The following is a 22,015-nucleotide window of genomic DNA, read 5'->3' as shown; positions in this document are numbered from 1 at the left end:
GGAATTAGAAACTAAAATTTACACCAAACAAAAGCGACCGCGTATTCGGATAAGGACCGCGGCTGTCAATCCCCAAGCGCTGCCCATTCACTTCATTCCCCAAACCCGTATCCAATACAAAATCTGGATCGTTGCCCGAGTAACCGGTTATCGTCGCCAGGTTTTGTACAGTCATGTAAGCACGCAGGTTGTTTACCCAACTGTCATTTTTTAATTTAAATCGATACCCCACGGTGACTTCGTCAATTTTTAAGTGACTTCCACTTTCGAGGTAGTAGTCCGAATACATATAGGTATCGTTGATATCTTTGTATTTGGTGAAAGCATCTCTCAACAGGTTGCCCGACCACACTTTATTACCATACGAAAGCGCAGTCGTATTTAAGATGTCATAATCAAATTTCCCACGCATAAACACCCTGAGGTCAAAGTTTTTATACGAAAAGTTATTTGTCCACGAAAGATAATATTTGGGTACAGCATTTCCGATCACCGATAAATCCGAAGCGTTGAGATCATCCCGCGAATTATTGATCTGATCATTTCTTACCGCCTCACCATTTCGGTTATAAAACAGCCATTTCCCATCCGCATCAAATCCGGCAAATCGTTTACCGAAAAACTCCCCGATGCGATGTCCTTCATAGGTGGTAAATGCGTTGCCGAGGGCACCCGCTCCGCCGATGTCCCCAAACTCCTTATACTTAACCGTAAAAATATCATTCGAGTAACTATCCATTACATTCTTCAACGTACTCGCTGTAAAGTCCATATTCCATTTGAAATTGTCACGTTCAATAGCGCGATAACTTAGCGCCAATTCGATACCTTTGGAAGAAAGCGTACCCACATTAGAATAGATATTATTTCGTATGTAAGGAGGTTGAGGTGTAGTGTACGTATCCAACAGATCAACGGTTTTACGCTGAAAAACATCAATCGAACCCGAAAGTTTGTTGCTGAATAGCGTGAAATCGACACCGATATTCGTCTCCTTTTTTGTCTCCCAACGCAAGTTAGGGTTGGGGTTACGATCAGGACCGTAAGTTTCCCGGTAGGCTCCGTCGGGGTATAGGTACTTTCCGCCGCCCCCTAATGTCAATCGGGAAGCGTTGTTGGAAAACCCTGTATTTCCCGTTTCTCCATAACCCGCACGAAGCTTCAAATTGTTGATAAAATCAACATCCTGCATAAAGTCTTCATTGCTGATATTCCAGCCTACCGATACGGCAGGAAAACTGCCCCACTTATTGTTTGCACCAAATTTAGAAGAACCTTCTCGTCTAAGGATAAACTGAGCCATATACTTATCGGAATACGTATAATTTACCCTTCCAAAAAAAGCAATCAACGTATTGTCATTCTTGTAGCTGTCCATATTAGCACGACCATCGCGTAATGCTTGCCCTTCCGAAAGGTTATCCTCATGAAAACGATCATTTATAAAACCCCTATTATCTGCACTCTGCCCCTCATCTTTCTCATAACGATAACTATAGCCAGCTAATGCTGTTATGCTATGCTTCTCAGCAAGGGTTGTGTTATATTGAAGTGTAGGCTCAAACGCATACCGCTCATTCAGCAAATTCGATTTCGAAGCATAGCCTCCACCCGGATAATCCTCATCTTCCATAGACGCTTCACTGTTCAATGCCCGATACGAACCATCGATATACGAGTTGCGTTGCACCGATCCAAACACGCTGGCTTTTAGTCCCTCAATGATGGTAAGATCCGCCTTTCCATCCAGCGACGATGTTTGTTGCTTCCGGTAACTGGTTTCCGTAAATAAGCGTGCAAATTCATTTGTGCTTGTGCGGTCGTAACGATACGATCCATCGTCATTAAAATTTGACAAGGTGGGATTTTTAGTCGCCTCACTCTCCCAGCCGCCCCCGCCCAGCAGATTCGCATTGTTGGTATTCGTCGCGATGTTCATCAATACATTCAAGCGGTCATTCAAACCTTTCTGATTAATACTGGCGCGCACCGTATATTCCTTCCGCGAATTTTCCTTGGCGATACCTTCCAGATTTCTGAAATTTACACTACCACGATATGTGGTCGATTCATTGCCACCAGACAGGGATAGATTGTGATTTTGTGAAAAATTATCCTTGTTGATCAAATCTTCAAAAAAGTCTGTTGAGTGGCCAAAATCCGGCTGCTTTAATTCGCCCGATGCAATCTTATCCCTGAATTCCTGTGGAGTCAAAAAATCGGGTCTATTATACACAAATTCCTTTCGAAAATAATTGGAATAGTTAAATACCGATTTTCCCGGCTTTCCTCGCTTGGTCGTAATCAATATGACACCTGCGTTGGCACTGGTACCATAGATCGCCGCGCCCGAACCATCTTTCAAAACATCCACAGACTCGATATCATCCTGTTGGAGCAGATCCGGATTTCCGCCAGGTATTCCATCAATTACAAATAAAGGACTTGCACTTCCGGTCACAGAAATTGCTCCGCGCAATTGCGTCGCTACACCTGAATTTGGGTTAGAACCGCTTCTGGACACCTGTAAACCCGCCACTTTACCCTGTATAAGATCTAAGGGATTTCGCGCACCACTTTGACGAAATTGGTCTGCGCTCACATGCGCAACGGAGGAAGTGACCTCCTTTAGCCTTTGTGTACCGTATCCGACAACGACCACTTCATCCAATTGACTCTGATCAGCCTCCAGTTGAATCGAAACACTGCTGTCCTCCACAAAGGCTTCTTTGGTTTTGTAGCCGATGGAAGTCGCCACCAGTACTTGCCCCGCCTTCGCATCCAGCGTGAAATTTCCCGATGCGTCAGACTGTGTACTTTTAGCAGTTCCTTTGACAGTGATAGTCACACCTGCAATTGGCTTCCCATTGCTGTCCAGCACTTTACCTGTTAATTGTTGTTGGTTAGTTTTTGTCTCCTTCAGGAAACTGCTCTCCAGAATGGCTCTCGGAGCTGATTGTGCGTGAGTGATCGTACCTGCCAGCACAATCAGTGAGAAAAACAACCTGGATTTCCCAGTCAAGCGCACCATTGTCTTTAAATCAACATTGCTCATGTCTAATAATTGTTGGTTTTAAAACGTTTTAGCTTTTAGCCAAAATCGCATCTTGTTTAATAGTTAGCATTATATATAAATAGTTCGTTGGAATAACTCAGACACATCTGCGCCGCCTGTTTTGCAGGTTTACAACAATGAATTAAACAAACCTCAAATCCATTTCGTTTGGCAAAATCGGTTTTGCATGAAAAATTTTATAGAAAAAAGCAGTCTACATCAGTACATAAAAAAGGGAGTCCAATACAAGACTCCCTTACTGCACCCTTTTTACTAGGCCGCCAAATCCTCATGATCAACGTCTCAATCTTCTCTTTATCAAGGCCTAATCTTTCTTACTACTGATGCCACATCTTTCTTGTTATCCAGCGCTCTTGGCTGTTTCTTAATCGTATTGAAATACAACCGATACAGGCAAATGATCTGATGCATATTGACCGGTCAGCGCAACGGATGAAACCAAGGTATAGCTACTGGCGGCCTGAGCATTAAATAAAACAAAATCAATGGCTTTCGTCGGTGTCTTAACCGGGAATGAAAGCGGACAGCTGCTCATACAAGACAAAGTAAACCGCTCTTTAAGTTTGACCATTTCGCTGCTCGACGGTATTGCATTATAGTCTCCCCCTACAAAAAGCGCCTTGTTTAACGAAGTGCTCAGCTGGTTCAAAAATTCAGCCTGTGCGGTCCTGTTAGGCACATTCAGATCCAGATGCGTCGATGCAAATTCAATGCTTTTGCCATCGGGCAGAGTCACCGTGGCCACAGCAATACTGCGTTGTTCGCCCGCTGTCGGCATGGGCAGCAACTCCCGCCGCTTGTTGGTCATCGGATACTTACTTAAAATAGCCACACCATATTCACCACCATTATAATCAATGGACTTCGAAAAATGATATTCCATTCCCAGTAGCTTTGCCAGCTCCGCAGCCTGATTCACTTTACCCGAACGTGCCACATTGACATCCACTTCCTGAAGTGCAACAACTTCCGCTCCACTGCTTTTTATCACCGCAGCAATATTAGCCAGATTGACCACCTCTGAATTTTCAGGTGCCCCATGGTGAATATTGTACGTCATGGTGACCAACTTCTTCTTTGCAGGAGGCGTAAGATCTAATTTCTCATCCCCACTGCAGCTCATTAAATTTAACAGGGCCATCGCCCCAAGAATTATTTTTTTCATGGTATAATTTATTTAGGAAGTTTTAATTTGAACTCTGCAGTCATCGGCAGAAAGTTATTGGCCGATTTAGAAAAAGGGCCATATTTACTGAGTTGGAGCTTATCGTCCATATTCTTAAAGGTGATATAGTCAAATACACCTGTGGGTTTATCTTTTGGTGCATTCCAGGGGCACCCAGTACCTAAACACGCAAAGGTAAAGCTGCCCTTAAGATAAGATAGTACAGGACCATTGGCCGACTCCTGTTCATTTAGATTACCGACCAAAATCACGGGTTGCATCAATTTCTCCGTCGCATTGAGCAAGTCAACGACTTGAAGCGCCCGGTTATTGGCAACCGATGGATCCAGCTCAGTGCCCGCAAAATACAGTGCATGCCCTTCCTGTACCTCCACTTTAATCATCACCATACTCCGAAGCTCGGCCGTACTCCCCTCCTCACGACTCAACAATTGGCTATATTTCTCCTTCACCGGAAATTTGGACAACACGGCATTCCCAAATCCCCCCGTCTGGTAATCTATATTTTTCCTGAAATAGGATACCATACCCAATGCTTTCCCGATGGCAGCCGGACGATCTACCTTCCCCGCCCGGGTCGTCGCACTATCCACCTGCCGCAAAAACAATAAGTCAGGATCATATTCTTTAATCAGATCCAACATAGCATCAAAGTTCGCAACGGTTGTACCCACATTCATATTGAGCGACATCACTTTCAAACTTTTGGTAGCTGTATCATCGGGCTCCTGGGGCTGCTCCGGCTCTTTCGCCGGCAGCAAATTCCAATCACCTGGACTATAGGTCTTGCGGCATCCCTGCAAGCCCACAACAGCCTGCAGCAGGAGCAGGCCCAACAAAACGATCTTTATTTTCTTTTTCATCAGTATGAAATATTAATAATTTGGATTTTGCACCATATTGCGATTTGCAATGATCTCAGCCTCTGGAATAGGCCACAGGCCCTCGCGATTTCTTTTGTACGTACGGCTCTGTACCCGCACAAGTTCTCCCGTTTTAGGGTTTGTGGCTCCAAAGACCTCCCCATTCATTACAGCTTCATCGATCCCCCAACGGCGGATATCGAAATAACGGCCTCCTTCAAAAGCAAGTTCCGCCTGACGCTCCCGACGGATGAGCTCGCGCATTTTTGCCTGCGTGCCGTATATCCCACTGTTAACCGCAGGCATCGCTGCCCTTGCCCGCACTTCATTGATCGCAGCAAGCGTTTCAGCATTGCTCCACTGCCCCGTCTCTATCATTGCCTCCGCATAGTTGAGCAATATTTCAGCATAGCGTATGATCATAAAATCAAGACTTCCGCTCTTAGCCTGACGATCTCTGGCATCAATATATTTCTTTATCCAATACCCTGTGGCAGTAGATTTCGTTTCACCGATTTTATCTGTCGGATTATAAAAAGGATCAAGGGTATATTGGTTCTGAAATTTATCGTTCGGTGAAAAAACCGACGCTGCCAACCGTGGATCCCTGTTGTTTTTATAATTTGGATTACGCTGATAGATCAGCACCGAGTCACGTCCAAGCTCCTGGATGGTCTTGCCCTGTTTGGTTTCAAAATTATTGACTACCGTATTCGTGGGCGACAGATAAGTTTCGCCCCCGATACCAAAAGGAGCAAAAGATGTCCAGGCATTCGCGCAGCCATTTTCTTTAAAAAATATCCGTTCATCATTCAGTTCACCCGCGTAGCTAAAGAGCTCCGAATAACTGTCATTTTTATTTGTCGTACTGATCCAGAGTTTATACACTTTGGAGTCGATCACCTGCTTTGCCGAAGCCTTCGCAAGTTCAAAATCTTTATAGTACAATCCCAGTCGCGACAGCAGCGACAGACAAACACCACTTGTCATCCGCCACCGATCAGCATTTACATAACTTGCCGGCAGCTTGGCAGCACAGTCCTTCAATTCGGCTACAATAAAATCATATACCTCTTTTTGAGCAGTTCGAGAAGACTGATTTTCCGTCGGCGTCAAAGACTGAGTCAATAAGGGGATATCACCAAACACCAACATCAATTCCATGTGATAATACGCTCTCAATGCCCTAGCCTCCAGCTTCATCCTTTCTTTCAGTTCGGCATCAATATAAGCCCCGTCTATGTTTTCCAAAAACCTGTTGGCCCGACGGATACACGTATAATCATCTGCCCATAAGCTATTCGACACCCCCCAGCGGCTAGAGGCCAGGCCGCGGGTGAAACCGTCGTAATCACCCTTAAAGTCACCGCGCTGCACGGCTTCGTCCGTAAGTCCTGCATAATACATGATGTTCCGCCCAGAACTGCCCCCCGGTATTCCCGCATAAACAGTTCCCAAGGCATTATACCCATCTGTTTCTGTATTCCACCACTGCTCGTCCGATACACCCTCCGGACTGTCGATCGTCAGGAATTTTTCACATGAGCTAGTTGACAGGACCACCACAAGTAGGCTCAGTAATTTTATCTTAGTTTTTATTGTATTCATGTTTATTAGAAATTAGCCGTTAACCCAACAGAAAATATACGCATCATACCATAGGTCCACGATCCCCCTTGCGACTCCGGATCAGCCATTTTCAATTTGGTAAAAAGAAAAGGATTTTGCGTATTGATGTAAAAGCGCGCATTTTTAATTCCGTATTTATTGAGGTAGGCGCTATTCAATCGGTACCCAGCCTGAATAAATTTGACACGGAGGTACTTCGCATTAAACAACCAAAAGTCACTGCGCAGCACGTTATTTGCCGGATTTGCCAGCAAACGGGGATAGATGGCATCCTGGTTATTTTCGCGCCAGGTATTCGCCGCCCGATAGGTTGTCGGGATACCACCCGAGGCACTCAAATTCAGCGGATGCCATAAGTAACCGGCAGATTTACCCCCGAGATTCGCCGAATAATCGTGGTTACCTGCCCCCTGCAACAAAAACTCAAAATCGAAGTTCTTGTAACTGAAACTTACATTACTAAAATAATTGATCCTCGGCGTAGGGTCGCCGATCACTTTTTGGTCGCTCTCGTCAATCATACCGTCGCCATTAAGGTCAACATACTTGATATCGCCCGGGCCTTCGCCCGCGAGCGCCGGAACCAATGCTGTTTTTTTATCAGCAGCAAAATCAGCATATTGCAAAATACCATCCGTTACATAACCATAATGACTCTTTATAGCATACCCCACCTCATTCGTCGAGATACCCGAATAGTACGGACCACCCAATAGTTCAGTAATCTTATTCTTATTGTAAGAGATGCCCGGTCTTATCGAAAAACTAAAGTCATCGCCGAGCTTATCGTTATAATTCAGCGACAGTTCCATTCCGGTATTGCTCACCTTACCTGCATTCAAAGGAGCCGAACCAATAGCGCCGGAGGGTGCCACAGTAGGTTTCAGAAGCACATCCTTTGTTTTTTTGTCGTAATAATCAAAGGTCAAAGAAAGCTTATTTTTGAAAACCGACAGATCCAAGCCCACATCCAGGATATTAACCTTTTCCCAGGTAATGTTTGGATTACCCCATACAGACTCTGTTCCATTGGTCGCATTGATAAGATTTTGGTACAGATATAAACCAATATTCTCATTGCCCAGCTGTCCATACGAAGCCCTCAGCTTCAGATTACTGATCGCATCCACATGAAAAAAAGCTTCATTATGTAGGTTCCATCCCAATGCGATGGACGGGAAATAACCATATTTCTTTCCAGGGCCAAATTTGGAAGAACCATCTGCACGAAAGGATAGTTCGGCAAGATAGCGGTTGTCGTACGAATAATTTGCTTTCGCATAGCTCGACACCAACGACGATTCTTTCCAATAACCCTCATTAAATTTTTCAACAGAAAATCCACCCATCGCAAAGAGATTATGCTTTTTGAACGTCTTGTTGTAATCCAACGCGCCGCTCAAATAATAATAGGTATTTCTGGTCTCCGAATATGCATTCCGCTGTACCGCCCAGGTCTGTACCAACTGTTTGGTATAATAATCGAAGAAATAAAAATTATCCCGGTTTTGCTTATAAACATCACTGTTGAGCCTATAGCTAAACTGCCCCCGCAAGTTCAAATTGTCAGTAATAGACCATTTTGGCTGTAGATTGATTGTTGCCTGATCATATTGATACCCAATGGTACCGCCAACCTCTTCATAAGCCAGTGGGTTGACAATATCCGCATACCGACCATAAATGGTTGGCCATCCCTCCTCTTGTGGATATTTGGGCAGTACCGTAGGCGGCAGCCGATAAAGGTCGTCCAAGATTCTGCTGCCCCCATTATCGATGGTTCGGTTTGGGTACAAGGTATTCCGTCTGATACCCAAAACATCCAGATTAATCAAAAACCGCTTCGAAAGCGATACGGAGGTATTCGCACGGATATTAAAGCGATCCATCTTGTTGAGCGGCAACATCCCTTTCTGGTACATGTAATTGCCCGTTACCGCAAATCGTGCTACATCATTTCCACCGCTCACAGCTAAAGAATGGGAGGTTAGCGGACTATAATCATCGATAACAATATCCGTCCAGTTGGTATTCGGATAATTGATGGGATCTTCCCCAGATTCGGTTTTGCTAATCTGCTCATCCGTATACAATATTTGCCCTCCGGATGCCACCTGCGCATAGTTATACATACGCATGTAAGTAGGCGCATCCACAAATTCAGGGAGGATTGTCGGCGATTGCTGACCGTAGTAACCGTCGTAGAGTACATTGATCTGCCCCGCTTTTCCGCGTTTGGTCGTCACCAAAATAACGCCGTTCGCTGCCCTGGCACCATATATAGCTGCTGCAGCCGCATCTTTTAATATGGTTACACTCTCCACCGTTACCGGATCAATATGATTCATATCCATGGGTACGCCGTCGACAAGCACCAGCGGGTCCGAATTATTTAACGTCGAAATACCCCGTATTTTAATACTGGCCGCATCACCACCCGGCAGGCCTGAGCCTTGCTGAACGGTAAGTCCTGTAACACCGCCCTGCAGCGACTGCGAAAGATTGGTAATAGGTTTTCCTTCGATATTGGATTTAATATCCAATGAGGCGACAGAACTGGCTATATGTTTTCGCTGCATTTCCGTCATCCCCACGACCACCACCTCATCCAGATCCGAGACATTTTCCTTAAGCGATACCGTAAGGTTCGCTTCGGTCTTATTCACCAGCACCTCTTTGGTCAAGAAGCCAACTGCTGAAAACGACAACCTGCTCCCTTTAGCTATCGTGATCGAATAATAGCCTTCATCGTCCGAAACCGACGTGGCCATCCCGCCTTTTTCAGCTACCGTAACACCCGAAAGAGGAACAGGAGGTTCAGCCGTATTAAAAATGCGCCCTTTGACCGTTATTTTTTCCTGGAAAACAACCAGTCTGCTAATTGGCTGACTGCGGGCAGTCAGGTCGGGTATTACAGTGATTTGCCCAGCCCCCTGTGCAATCGTCAAATTAAATTTCCGGAGCACCTGCCTTAGCGCTGGCACCAGCTCCTCTTTGTCAATATCGACGTTTATCCGTTTGTCGGCCAATAAATTTTCAGGGTAAAGCAGCGCAATATCAGTCTGTTTTTGAACAGATTGCAGAAAATGCTTCAAGGGTACATTTTTCATTTTGAGCGTTATTCGCTGGGGAAACGCGAGTGCACTGACAGAAAGTAAAACTCCTGTAATGGCAAGGGATCCTATCTTCATATTATACCTAATTTTAGGTGACAATAATTGTCTAGAGGAGAGATTTTGTCCCACCTGTTTTTTTTTCATAATTTTGATGAAATTAAATTTTTAGAAACGTTTAATTTAAACGGATAAAGGGGACCGCAATTCCTCTTTATCCAATTTTATGGTTAGTAATCAATTGTTTTTTATCCACACCTCCTTTTCTACTTGTGTTATCCTATAGTTTCTCAGCGCATATATCGTACTTAGCGAAGTCAGTATATCAACATCCAGATTGATCCTGCCAGAATAGACCGTTGCATTTTCCAGCACCGATGGGTCAGCATGAATGCGTACATTATAAATACGTTCCAATTTTTTGATCAGATCTTTCGTAGACAGACGGTCTAGTACAAGCTGCTTTTTAGTCCATAAAATTTCATTCCCTTCCGCTTTACTATCCACGATGACTTTCTGCCGTTGCAGATCATATGTAATCAATTGACCTGGCACCATGGTGATGTCTTTGAAATGCGGACTGCTCAGTTCGACCTTGCCCGTAATCAATTCAATAGCCATTTTTTTATCTTCTTCATACGACGATAGATTAAAGCTGGTGCCCAAAACTTTTACGGATGCGTTTTTTGTTCTAACAATAAACGTTGTACCCGTATGAGCGACATCAAAATACCCTTCGCCATTGAGGTATACTTCGCGGGGTTTGCCCAGCATATCTGGAGTGTAGGTGAGGTATGAACCTGCATTGAGCCATACCTTGGAGTGGTCTGGCAACGTAAACTCCTGCCTTTTTCCGTAAGGAACAAATAGGGTATGGTATTGAGGTGTAGCTGCTTTAGGCTCAGGCCCCATCAAGTCGAGTATGTCAGATGAACCCTTTACGTTCAAAAATGAAATCGCATGGCTTTCGGTATGCGGATCAACAGAAATAAGCTGGAGGCTATCTTTGTGTGTATTCAACGTTTGGCTGATGGATGCTATCCTTTCGATATCAAGCCTCGGCTCCATTGCTGCATCCCTTGGAAAGAACAGCTTGAAGCAAACTAACAGGCAGGCCACAGCGGCGAGCGGCCCAATATAGAATAGCAACCTACGGGTACGTCTTTTAGCTGTACTGCGGACAATCCGCTCAAAGAGCTTTGCCTTATCTTCTTTCGACAAGCCCTGCTCTGGCGTGAGGTTGAATATGTGCTTAAATTTTTCTTTCTTGGTTTTCACAAACTATGCTTTTATAACTATAGAGCATAATTTTCAAAAACATAGACTAAAATCTATTAAAAAAAATATAAAAAATAGTAAAAAGTTCAATGGGCTTCAATTCCACTTTTAATTGCTTGATTGCCCGAAACGTCAATGTCCTGCAGGTCTCCACATTTACCCCCATCATCTGCGCAATCTCGTCGTAGGAAAAATCGAGGTAATAGCGCAAAAAAAGTACTTCCCGCTGCCGCTTCGGCAATGCATCTACCTTTTCTTTGATTACTTTCACGACACCGGCTTCCACCTCATCGTTGATGAGCTCAAGTTCGTGGCTATTCGTCCAATACACGTCTTCCGAAAGCGAGTCGATAGCCACAGTCTCCACCTTCAGCCGCAGCAGCTTCCGCCGCAACGCCGCGAAAAGATAATATTTCACCTGAACGTCCTTCGCTATTTTTGGATTATCAAATAAGTGCACAAAAAGGTCGTGGATACAATCCAACACGGTATCCTTATCATAATGATACTGCTTACCATAGCTGTACAAATCATCGATATAAGTATCGTAGATTTCCTCAAATGAACTTCGGTTACCCTGTATAAATCCAATCCAAGACATAAAAGCTGGTAGAAATTTTTCGCTAATTTCCTCTTTTTAATATTAATCTTACATGAAATAATGGTTATGTTATCACTTAGGTCTATTTCATCAAGACAAGAGCTGGAAACCCTCATGGCAAGTATAACAAATTTAAAATCAATAATCAAACTAAAAATAAGCCCTGCCGAGTGTCTGTTTCCTATCCAGATTTAAGCCCTTACTTTTTTAATACCGCACCAAAAAAATTGTTTATGCATTTTTTTTCGTACCTTAACCCATTACAAATCTTCAAATGAAAACACTAGGCAAAAAGATCAGGTTGCTCAGGCAACAAAAAGGTTGGACGCAACAAGATGTAGCAAAGAAATTAGACGTTTCAATTCCTGCATTTTCAAAAATGGAAACAGGGATTACAGATCTTAACCTCTCTCGGTTAAATCAAATCGCCAAGTTATTTAATTTGACATTGGTGCAGCTGATATCCAATTCGGAGACAGACGACGTTAAAGATTACACCAAAGAAATAAGACTCCTGAACGAAAAGCTACAACAAAAAGGCGATGAGGTTATCCAGCTCCGCAAAAAAATCATTGAGCTCTATGAGCAATTAGAAAAAGATAATCCAAGGCCTTAAGCTCCGGTAAAGGAAGTCAACAGTCCTCTCCAGCCAGCCTATCCACATTTTACAGCATAGCATACTGTCGGCAGAAAACTATTGCCCGCAATAGGAAGTATTAAGCCGAAAAGTTGTAAATTTGACAGCTGGCTTCAGATTTAAACCGCATAGGATCTGACCGTTGAAAAGTTTACTATGGATATTACTGCAGAAAATAAGCTATTGATTTCGCTTTCCCATGGCGACGAACAAGCTTTTTTTGCCTTATATGATCAGTATAGCCATGCCCTATTTTCCACTATTTTTCGAATGGTCAAAGATCGGCAGGTCAGTGAAGAGCTCGTGCAGGATGTATTTCTAAAAGTCTGGCAAAAAAGATCGACCATTGACCCCACTCGAAGTTTTAAATCCTGGATTTTTACAATTGCTAAAAATGATGTGATCTCCTGGTATAGAAAATTAGCGAAGGAAGCCGCGATGCAGGAAAATTTATACCAGCATTTTGAGCAGCTCTACCTGATGGAAAAAGAGGTTGATATCGAAGAAAAACAATCCGCATTATTAGAAAAAGCGCTCAACACCCTAAGTGAGCGTAGAAGAGAAATATTTGTGCTATGCAAAATAGAGCAAAAAAGCTACGAAGAGGTTGCTAAGCAATTGCATATTTCAGTATCCACCGTGAGTAATGCCATGGTCAAATCCAACCAACATATCCGCCAATTTGTGCAAGACCATTATGAAGAGATTTTAGCAATTCTTGTCACATTCTATTTTTTTTAAAAAAAACACCACAACGATAGTGTTTTTGCTAATAAGTTGCGTATTAACTTATAGATATGGCAAAAAAAATAGACAATATTTACAAGAAGTATCTAGATGGAAGTATCAATCGTGTCGACCTCGATAGACTGCTCCACTATTTTGAACGTGCCAGCGACGAAGAGCTCGAACAGCTCACTTCTTTGGCCTCGATCGATATTGACGAACATCAAATCGATCCACCTTTTGCGTCCCATATCGCCCGTATTAAAGAAAGATTGGAAGATAGGCTAAACCAATCAGAAGGATTAAACCAAACGAACAAACAACCGCTTCGTTTAAGGTACAAACAGCGGTGGTGGGCTGCCGCTTCCATTCTACTGGTTGCCGGATTGGCCACCTGGTTTTACCTCGCACAGCGCGTGGCACCTTCCGATATTGTTGCACCATCAGCACCTACCTTATATGTTAAAGATAAGTCTGGCAAAGAAATCGCCATTTTTCCAAAAACAGATTCGGCTTGGCAGATCGGCGAAATCGCATTTGCTCGTATCGACAGCCAAACGGTTAAAGTCACCGCAACAGGAAAAACCCCAAGTCTGCAAACCATCTATACCCCCAATTCCGACTTTAGGATTATTTTGGAAGATGGCACCAAGATTACGATGAATGCAGCATCTACCCTCACCTTTCAGGTTCCTTTTGATGCTGTCAAAAGAGAAGTTTCTCTAGAAGGAGAAGGCTATTTCGATGTAGCTCACCAGGCACAAAGACCATTTACTGTACACGCTGGAGCCACAAACGTCGAAGTGCTGGGCACCGTTTTCAACGTACGAAATTATGCGAGTGACGGACAGGTCACCACCTCCCTGCTGTCCGGCCGGATCGCGTTGAGCAAATCCGGAACGGCTCAGCGCATTGTGCTTCATCCCGGGGAAACAGCCATCACCGACCACAATGGCATACATCGGGAGCAGGTCGCGCCAAAGCAAGCTACCGCCTGGACGGCAGGCTACTTTGACTACCGCGATCAGTCGCTCCGTGTCATCCTCGCTGATTTGTCCAGATGGTATGGCGTCGAAGTCGATACCATCACACTACCTACCGATCAATCGATCTATATGAAGGTCCGAAAAAATATACCGTTACAGGAAATGTTGAACCTCTTAAACGAAGCAAGCGGCCTCCATTTTCAATTGGACAATAAAAAAATCACCTTAAAAACTACGTATAAAAAATAAAAACTAAATTTTACATTAACCTACATCTACCATGTCCTACCTAACCCCAAAGCGACCGGTATTTTTGCGGAAATACTTGAGTTTGGTCGCTGGAATTGCCCTGATGAGCATGATTGATCCCTACGAGCTACATGCTCAACAGGTTCAATTAAATTTTAAAAATGCCGAGGTCAAAGAAGTGATTACAAGCCTATCGGACCGCTACGGCTACGAATTTGTTTTTGACGGCAACCTGTTAAAATCAGCCCGTCCGATCAGTGTCAACCTTAAACTCTCGAGCGTTGAGGACGCCTTGTCCATTTTGTTTAAGGATCAACCCTTCAGTTACCGTCTGGAAAACAAGCGCATCATCCTGTATCGCAAAGCGGCATCCACCACTGGTCAGCTTGTACGCGGTAAAGTAATCGACAGTTTGGGCCATACTATTCCCGGCGTGTCTATTCATAATCTACAGGATAATAGCCAGACGATGAGTTCCGGAGATGGCGATTTTGAACTGAATGTTGCCAGCTCCGCCGACATCCAGCTGTCCTTTAGCCATGTGTCTTTTAATGAAAAGGTCATGCGCTTCAGTCCAGAGCAAATGGTACGGCCTGTGCGGGTCATGCTGAGCGCAAAAGAGTCTATGCTCAACGAAATTATGATCACAGGATATCAGCGCATCAGCAAGGAGCGTAGCCCTGGAGCATATACCATGGTCAACAATGATCAGTTAAACAAACAGATCAATGTCGACTTAGTTTCTGCGCTCGAAGGTCAGGTGGCCGGATTGACCTATATCAAAAACCCAACACGTTCTGACGCCGACAAACCTATCCTTCGTGGTATCGGTACCTACTCCAATAGTGTCACTACCAATCCGCTTATCGTCGTGGACGACTTACCCACCGAACTCACCCTGAGCGACATCAACCCCTATGACGTCGAGTCCGTTACCGTACTCAAAGACGCAACGGCAGCATCCATCTATGGCGCCCGCGCAGCCAATGGCGTTATAGTCGTCACCACAAAAAGAGGAAAAGGCCAAGGAGTTGCCGTCAACTTCAATGTCGATCAGTTCATCACGCAAAAACCGGATATCGCCAAGATGCATTACGCCAGCACATCCGATCTGATCGACTATGAAATCGATGTCTACAACAAAGAACGATCGCGCTATGCGAATACCGAATCTTTGTTCAATTACTATGGAAGGTTGGGTAGTGGAAGTTTAAAATATTATTCACCGTTGTACGATCTATTCCGTAAAGAATCTACCGGGGCCATTAGCCAGCAAGAACGCGATGCGACGATCAATACCTGGCGCAACAACGATTATATTAAAGAATTTACCGACAATATCTGGCAGAATGAATCACGCCAACGGTATAACGCCAGCATTTCACAAAATTCCACCAAAAGCAACACCTTTGTTTCGTTTAACTACGATAAAGGACAGGGCCAGGTGCTCCATGAGAAGAATGAGAAATTCAACCTGTATTTGAAATCCAGCTTCAACATCACCAAATGGTTAAATGCGACAGTGGGACTGAACGGCACCTACGGTGTCAACAAACAAACCGATGGTGTCTACAATGATCTGTTTTTACAGCCACGGTATACACGCATCAAAGATGAAAATGGCAACCTCGTGTATGCGCCTTACGTTGACCTTTCCAGTTCCGTCGGACCCGGATCGGCCATTAACGGCGAGACAGCAGAACAGATTGCTGCAAACCCAAATTTAAAAAGTACCGCCTTTAATGTGCTTGAAGCCCTAGGCGAAGGCATCGAGAGCAACAAGAATCTAAGTCTTCGCGCATTTACAGCGTTGCGGGCCACCATTTATAAAGGACTCTCGTTTCAAACACAGTTTTCCTATGAATTGGGGCAAACTTCCCGTGAAAGCTTCTACGACGAAGATAATTACATGATGCGTGTTGCCTCAAATGCAATGGTCAGCTACAATTCAGCGACGGGAGTATACACCAAAAACCTGCCAGCAGGAGGCCGTTACTATCAATTCGAATCCAAACGGTACAACTATACGTTCCGGAATCAATTTAATTATGACAATACCTTTGGCCAATATGGTCAGCATCAGCTAACCGCCCTGGCCGGCTTCGAGATGCGTCAGTCGCATACACCGCGCCCTATCCAACAATTGCTTGTGGGGTACAATCCCGTCACATTGACCTCTACCACCATCGACTGGGCCACATTGAGTAAAACCGGTATATCGAGTTATATCTATGGGGGCAATGTCCGCTTGGGCGACTTAAATGGAGGTGCACAAAAAGAAACCTTACACCGCTATACCTCGCTGTATGCCAATGCCGGTTATACCTATAACAACAGATACAACCTTACGGGAAGCATACGCGTCGATCAGGCCGATCTCTTTGGGGTAGATCCAAAGTTTAGATACCGCCCATTATGGTCTGTCGGAGCAGGATGGAATGTCAGCAACGAAGACTTTATGAAAAACAGCGACTGGCTAAACTCGCTCAAGCTGCGCGCAACGTACGGTATTACCGGCAACGTCGACCAGGAAAGTTCCAGCTATGGTACGGCCACCTGGAAATCGGATAAGCTGTTTCCCTACCTGCAGTATCTCGAACAAAAATCGTTGCCCAATCCCATGTTGCGCTGGGAGAAAACAGCAACGACAAACTTCGGTGTAGATTTTTCAATTTTAGACAACCGCCTGTCCGCGACTATCGATGCCTATAATCGCTACAGCTCCGATTTGTTGATCAGTGCTATACTCGACCCAACCGTCGGAGCCAATTCACGTGTTATCAACAATGGGGCCTTACGCAACAGAGGGATCGAGTTTAACATCAATGGCGTGTGGCTCAAAAAGAAAGATTTAACAGCAAGCACCCAACTGGTATTCTCCTTCAACAAAAACAAGGTCGAAAAAGTAAATGGATTAACATCGACCGCGCAGTCCTATGTTGGTTCACCCAGTAATTACTTTTTTGAAGGAAATAGCTACAATTCCATCATGGCCTATCGCTATGCCGGCATGGTGAATGGCTATCCTTATTTTCTGGATCAAAACGGCGAATCCAATATTGTTTTTGATGAAAATGGCACCCCTACAAAGATCAATGATATCAATTCACCCGATGCATTGGTCAACTTAGGGACACTGTTTCCAAAATACACAGGATCCATCAATCAGCGTCTGCGCTATAAAGCGTTTGATCTTTCGGCGATGTTTGTTTTCTCCGGTGGACATAAATTGCGCAAAGATGCCATTGACTTCGCAAGCGATAAACTGACCAACGCAGGTTTGGTAAACCGCTGGGTAGAAGGGGCCGATAACGACTATCCCCGGTTACTGGTCGACTATCCAGACAAATTACGTACCTATGCGGGAAACTTATCTACCCTCTGGCGCTATAGCGATCAGCAAATTGTGTCGGCAGATTACATCAAACTGCGAAACATAGCCGTAGGCTATCAATTGCCTAAGCAATTGGCCCATAAAGCCGGGATGCAAAACGTCAGATTGACGGCGCAGGTCAACAATTTATGGACATGGAGCGCTGCCGGCAATGATATCGATCCAGAATCCTATTCGCTCAATAGTGGCACACGCAATTTGCCGCTGGCCAAATCATTCCTGATGGGACTTGCATTAACTTTTTAACCCGAATCTACGATGACTATAAAAACCATAATGGCGGCATGTGCGACTCTGGTAGCCTTTACCGCCTGCAATAAATACCTCGACATTACACCAAAGGGATCCCAATTGGTAAGCACTACGCAAGATTATTACGATCTGGTGGCCTATCCCAATAGAGGCTACCCCGTCAATAATTTTCAGTACCTGGTCGATGACCAATACCTCAAAGAATCCAATGTGATCGGTTTGACGCCGAACATCAATACCATCAACTTTTTGTTTCAGGAAAAGGAAGACAGGGTCAGTCAAATCAACTCATCGAGCTTTTACAACCAGTGCTACAAATACATTGCACAGTGGAACATGATTATTTCTTTGGTCGACGAGAGTACAGGTGATAGCCAATTGAAAACTCTGGCCAAAGCCGAGGCCAAGATGTTTCGGGCATTTGATTATTTCCACCTCATCAATGTGTACGCCAAGGCCTATGATGCCAGCACAGCAGCGCAGGACGGCGGTGTCTGCATCATGGACAAATATGACCTGGAGGCCAAACCAGCCAAAGCAACCGTACAGCAGGTATACGATTTTATCCAAAAGGATATTGACGACGCTATACCCCATCTGCAGGAAAAACCCACCAATCCCTATCACCCATCGCTGGCCTTTGCCTATGCATTGAAAGCCAAGGTGCACCTTTTTAAAAGGGAGATTGCCGAAGCACAGGCGGCTGCCGAAAAAGCCATGCAGCTGAATGGGCAGCTCATTGACCTGGTGCAGTACGAAAAATTAGGCGGACCAAGCAAGACGCCTATCATCGCCGAAAATAATCCCGAAGTATTGAGCTACATGTATATCAATGGCTACACCGAAATGAACTTTGGGTACAGCTACATGCTGAGCCCCGAGCTGACGAGTATGTTCGATAAAGAAGACAAGCGCTTTAGCCTATTCTATACCAAGACCAATGCCAGCTTTCTGGATATCGGCGCCGGAGCAAGTTATTACAATGTCAGGTACACCGCATTTTTCTTCCCTACCGTAGGATTAAAAACACCGGAAATCTACCTGATGCTGGCCGAATGTTATGCCCGTCAAGATCAATATGCCAAAGCCATCAGCCTATTGAACACCTTACGCAAAACCCGTATCGAAGGCGAGAAGGCGATCCTGCCGGTTCCGACAACACGAAAAGAAGTGATGGAATTGGTCATTAACGAACGTCGTCGGGAATTGCCTATTGGATACCACCGTTTCTTTGACCTGAAACGCTTAAATCTCGAAAAAGAATATGCCAAAACACTCGTCCGTGTCTTCCCGATTGTCAATAAGACGGTCGAGCAAAAGACCTATACGCTGGCGCCAAACTCCAGAATGTACATTATTCCATTTCCATTGGATGCCATGAAGTTAAACCCAAACTTACGGTTAAATACAGACGAAGCCGTACCGTTTTAATAGATGCTATAACAAACACATGAAAAACAAAATTATCTTTAGTACCCTCGCCCTGCTTTTGTCTGGCGGTATAGTCCAAGCGCAGCAACCCGTGGAAAAGAAAGCCGATAAAACGGCTAGTAAGACCGATACGAAGACAGCGGCCAAAACAGATACCCTGAAAACAAAAAATGACCTCTATGAGGCCTACAGTAAAATTTTAAATAAAAAAAGAATTTCCCGTTCAGGCGTTTTTAACGTCATCGAATCCGAAAAGAAGTGGTACCTGGAAATACCCGACAGCATATTGAACCGTTATTTTCTGACCGTAACACGTCTGGTGTCGGCACCACAGGGATTTACGATGTATGGTGGCGAAAAGCTGAATGAGCAGACACTTTACTTCGAAAAAGGCCTGGGCGACCGTATCCAGCTGCGGGCAGCAATTTACAAACAGGACGCGCCCGAAAACGATGCCATTCGTACGGCATTGATCCAGTCGCAGGAAGATCCCATTATCGCTATCTTGGATATCAAAGGACTACAAGCAGGGGGCAACAGTTATTTGGTGGAGGTGACCGACCTATTCCGAAAAGACAACGCCGCACTTTCCTTTGACAGCAGAATAAAAAGCGAAAATAAGCTATCCTCCTTGGCAGACGACCGTTCTTTCATTACCGATATGAAGGTATTCCCCATCAATCTGGAAGTAAAGACCACCAAAACCTACAGCTCCACATCAGGTACACCCGCAGCAACTGCAACGGGTTCATTGACCTTTACCACCAACACCTCCATGGTTCTGCTGCCCAAAGTACCGATGAACAAACGGATTTACGATGACCGCGTAGGATATTTTGCCAACAAGTATATTCTATTCACCGACAAAGACCAGCGGTCCAAAGCCCTGAATTTTATACAGCGCTACCGTCTCGAGCCCAAAGCGAAAGATCTAAAACGCTACTTAAAAGGCGAACTGGTAGAGCCTCAACAGCAGATCGTCTATTATATCGATCCGGCGACCCCAAAAAAATGGCGCCCGTATCTGATTGCCGGCATCAACGACTGGAACCAGGCATTCGAACAAGCCGGATTCAAAAACGCCATTGTAGGCAAAGAATGGCCTGAGCAAGATACCACCATGAGCCTCGAGGATGCCCGATTTTCTGTGATCCGGTACTTTGCCTCCGAAAAAGCGAATGCCTATGGCCCACGCATATCCGACCCCAGAAGTGGCGAGATTATCGAAGCCCATGTAGGCTGGTATCACAATGTCATGAAACTTGTTCAGCAATGGTTTATGGTGCAAGTGGGCCCATTGAACAAGGCAGCACAAAAAATGCAGTTGGATGACGAAGTGATGGGGCAGCTGATCCGCTTTGTGTCGTCGCACGAAGTAGGGCATAGTTTGGGCCTTCGTCACAATATGGGCGCCAGTAGCCAAACGCCCGTAGAAAAATTGCGCGACAAGAAGTGGGTAGAAAAAAATGGCCATACCGTATCCATCATGGACTACGCACGGTTCAATTACGTGGCACAGCCCGAAGACGGTGTGGGGCTAGCCGGCATCTATCCCCGTATCGGCAGCTACGATAAATGGGCCATCCAATGGGGGTACCAATATCTACCCCAATTTTCTAGCGGCGAAGACGAGCAACTCTACCTCAGCAAACAGGTGACCGATAGCCTGACGGCCAATCCCAAGCTGTGGTTTGGCGGCGAAGGGAACGACGAAGACCCACGCGGCCAAAAAGAAGATCTTGGTGACGATGCCATGCTGGCTAGCCGATATGGAATCAAAAATCTAAAGCGTGTGGTTTCCAATTTGGTCGAATGGACCAATGAACCCGGCGACGATTACAGCAACCTAAAGGATATGCATAAAGCCGTGCGCGCGCAGTTCGACCGTTACCTGTACCATGTCTTAAAAAATATAGGCAGTCAGCAGATTACAAAAAAAGTACGTGGCCAAGCTGGCCCCGTCTATGCGGCCATCCCCAGAGAAAAGGTCAAATCGGCCATGCAGTATGTCAATGACAATGTATTTACTCCACCCCTATGGTTATATCCCCAAGACATTCAGGATCTGATCGGCAAAGATGCCAACAAGGAGATCAGCGATCAGCAAGAGCAAATGTTGAATATGTTGATGAGTCCCGGCATGCTCTATAATGTGTACATGAAGTCTATCGCCAGTACAAATCCCTACGGCCTCAACGAATATCTGAATGATATTGGCGGAGCGGTATGGACCCTGCCCCTGGAAGACAGCCGTGTGGCCGTATTTAAACGCGCACAACAACGCTATTTTCTTGAAAAAGTCAATCAACTTATCAATCCCAAAATCGCACAAGGATCCGATATCATTTCACAAGCACAGCGCAGCGATGTACAGCTGTATGTCCGAAATTATCTGAGCACTCTCGTACCGGCAATTAATCAACTTGTTGCAAAACAAAAAGATCCTTTAAATAAACAACATCTCGAACTGATGTTGCTCGAAATTAAACGCATTCAAAATCAAAGCTTACTCGAGCGCTCATCAGCCATTTAAAACAAAATAAACGCATGAAAAATAAACTAAAAGGAATTTACATCACCTGCTTGATCAGTCT

At 44.8% G+C, this 22,015-nt stretch carries 13 protein-coding genes; 6 read left to right on the top strand and 7 right to left on the bottom strand.

The window, feature by feature from the left end:
* Positions 1-4: 4 nt before the first annotated feature.
* The 7 genes from B2W36_RS07470 to B2W36_RS07440 form a co-directional block, all read right to left on the bottom strand.
* On the bottom strand, positions 5-3,055 hold the full coding sequence (locus B2W36_RS07470; protein WP_293887189.1) for a SusC/RagA family TonB-linked outer membrane protein: 3,051 nt from the start codon (positions 3,053-3,055) through the stop codon (positions 5-7).
* Between the two features lie 385 nt (positions 3,056-3,440).
* Entirely contained in the window at positions 3,441-4,241 is an 801-nt protein-coding gene (locus tag B2W36_RS07465) for an endonuclease/exonuclease/phosphatase family protein (RefSeq protein ID WP_293887188.1), read from the bottom strand.
* A gap of 8 nt (positions 4,242-4,249) precedes the next feature.
* Positions 4,250-5,125, bottom strand: coding sequence for an endonuclease/exonuclease/phosphatase family protein (locus tag B2W36_RS07460; protein WP_293887187.1), 876 nt, complete (start codon positions 5,123-5,125; stop codon positions 4,250-4,252).
* Positions 5,126-5,137: 12 nt separating this feature from the next.
* A complete protein-coding gene (locus B2W36_RS07455) occupies positions 5,138-6,733 on the bottom strand; it encodes a RagB/SusD family nutrient uptake outer membrane protein (RefSeq protein WP_293887186.1) in 1,596 nt (531 codons plus the stop codon).
* Positions 6,734-6,738: 5 nt separating this feature from the next.
* Positions 6,739-9,945: a SusC/RagA family TonB-linked outer membrane protein gene (locus tag B2W36_RS07450; RefSeq protein WP_293887185.1), complete on the bottom strand. Its 3,207-nt coding sequence runs from the start codon at positions 9,943-9,945 to the stop codon at positions 6,739-6,741.
* A gap of 159 nt (positions 9,946-10,104) precedes the next feature.
* Positions 10,105-11,145, bottom strand: coding sequence for a FecR family protein (locus B2W36_RS07445; RefSeq protein ID WP_293887184.1), 1,041 nt, complete (start codon positions 11,143-11,145; stop codon positions 10,105-10,107).
* 46 nt (positions 11,146-11,191) lie between these two features.
* The gene (locus B2W36_RS07440; RefSeq protein WP_293887183.1) at positions 11,192-11,746 is read right to left on the bottom strand and encodes an RNA polymerase sigma factor; all 555 of its coding nucleotides are present in this window, start codon (positions 11,744-11,746) and stop codon (positions 11,192-11,194) included.
* A 274-nt stretch (positions 11,747-12,020) separates the two neighbouring features.
* On the opposite strand from B2W36_RS07440, the gene B2W36_RS07435 reads away from it, so the two are divergent.
* The 6 genes from B2W36_RS07435 (at position 12,021) to B2W36_RS07410 (ending at position 21,954) form a co-directional block, all read left to right on the top strand.
* Positions 12,021-12,362, top strand: coding sequence for a helix-turn-helix domain-containing protein (locus B2W36_RS07435; protein ID WP_293887182.1), 342 nt, complete (start codon positions 12,021-12,023; stop codon positions 12,360-12,362).
* A 177-nt stretch (positions 12,363-12,539) separates the two neighbouring features.
* Positions 12,540-13,124: an RNA polymerase sigma factor gene (locus tag B2W36_RS07430; RefSeq protein ID WP_209579346.1), complete on the top strand. Its 585-nt coding sequence runs from the start codon at positions 12,540-12,542 to the stop codon at positions 13,122-13,124.
* A 56-nt stretch (positions 13,125-13,180) separates the two neighbouring features.
* The gene (locus B2W36_RS07425; protein ID WP_293887181.1) at positions 13,181-14,344 is read left to right on the top strand and encodes a FecR family protein; all 1,164 of its coding nucleotides are present in this window, start codon (positions 13,181-13,183) and stop codon (positions 14,342-14,344) included.
* A gap of 31 nt (positions 14,345-14,375) precedes the next feature.
* Positions 14,376-17,984: a SusC/RagA family TonB-linked outer membrane protein gene (locus B2W36_RS07420; RefSeq protein ID WP_293887180.1), complete on the top strand. Its 3,609-nt coding sequence runs from the start codon at positions 14,376-14,378 to the stop codon at positions 17,982-17,984.
* Positions 17,985-17,996: 12 nt separating this feature from the next.
* Positions 17,997-19,421 carry a RagB/SusD family nutrient uptake outer membrane protein gene (locus B2W36_RS07415; protein ID WP_293879810.1) on the top strand — a complete coding sequence of 475 codons (1,425 nt, stop codon included), beginning with the start codon at positions 17,997-17,999 and terminating at the stop codon, positions 19,419-19,421.
* Between the two features lie 19 nt (positions 19,422-19,440).
* On the top strand, positions 19,441-21,954 hold the full coding sequence (locus B2W36_RS07410) for a zinc-dependent metalloprotease (protein WP_293887179.1): 2,514 nt from the start codon (positions 19,441-19,443) through the stop codon (positions 21,952-21,954).
* The last annotated feature ends 61 nt before the right edge of the window (positions 21,955-22,015 follow it).

Origin of the sequence: Sphingobacterium sp. UBA3549 (assembly GCF_002376635.1) — a bacterium.
GTDB lineage: Bacteria > Bacteroidota > Bacteroidia > Sphingobacteriales > Sphingobacteriaceae > Sphingobacterium.
This window is presented reverse-complemented; position numbering and strand designations above follow the sequence as displayed.

Excerpts from the sequence above, each read along its gene's own strand:
- B2W36_RS07470 (WP_293887189.1), bottom strand. The coding sequence starts at position 3,055 with ATGAGCAATGTTGATTTAAAGACAATGGTGCGCTTGACTGGGAAATCC.
- B2W36_RS07465 (WP_293887188.1), bottom strand. The coding sequence starts at position 4,241 with ATGAAAAAAATAATTCTTGGGGCGATGGCCCTGTTAAATTTAATGAGC.
- B2W36_RS07460 (WP_293887187.1), bottom strand. The coding sequence starts at position 5,125 with ATGAAAAAGAAAATAAAGATCGTTTTGTTGGGCCTGCTCCTGCTGCAG.
- B2W36_RS07455 (WP_293887186.1), bottom strand. The coding sequence starts at position 6,733 with ATGAATACAATAAAAACTAAGATAAAATTACTGAGCCTACTTGTGGTG.
- B2W36_RS07450 (WP_293887185.1), bottom strand. The coding sequence starts at position 9,945 with ATGAAGATAGGATCCCTTGCCATTACAGGAGTTTTACTTTCTGTCAGT.
- B2W36_RS07440 (WP_293887183.1), bottom strand. The coding sequence starts at position 11,746 with ATGTCTTGGATTGGATTTATACAGGGTAACCGAAGTTCATTTGAGGAA.
- B2W36_RS07435 (WP_293887182.1), top strand. The coding sequence starts at position 12,021 with ATGAAAACACTAGGCAAAAAGATCAGGTTGCTCAGGCAACAAAAAGGT.
- B2W36_RS07430 (WP_209579346.1), top strand. The coding sequence starts at position 12,540 with ATGGATATTACTGCAGAAAATAAGCTATTGATTTCGCTTTCCCATGGC.
- B2W36_RS07425 (WP_293887181.1), top strand. The coding sequence starts at position 13,181 with ATGGCAAAAAAAATAGACAATATTTACAAGAAGTATCTAGATGGAAGT.
- B2W36_RS07420 (WP_293887180.1), top strand. The coding sequence starts at position 14,376 with ATGTCCTACCTAACCCCAAAGCGACCGGTATTTTTGCGGAAATACTTG.
- B2W36_RS07415 (WP_293879810.1), top strand. The coding sequence starts at position 17,997 with ATGACTATAAAAACCATAATGGCGGCATGTGCGACTCTGGTAGCCTTT.
- B2W36_RS07410 (WP_293887179.1), top strand. The coding sequence starts at position 19,441 with ATGAAAAACAAAATTATCTTTAGTACCCTCGCCCTGCTTTTGTCTGGC.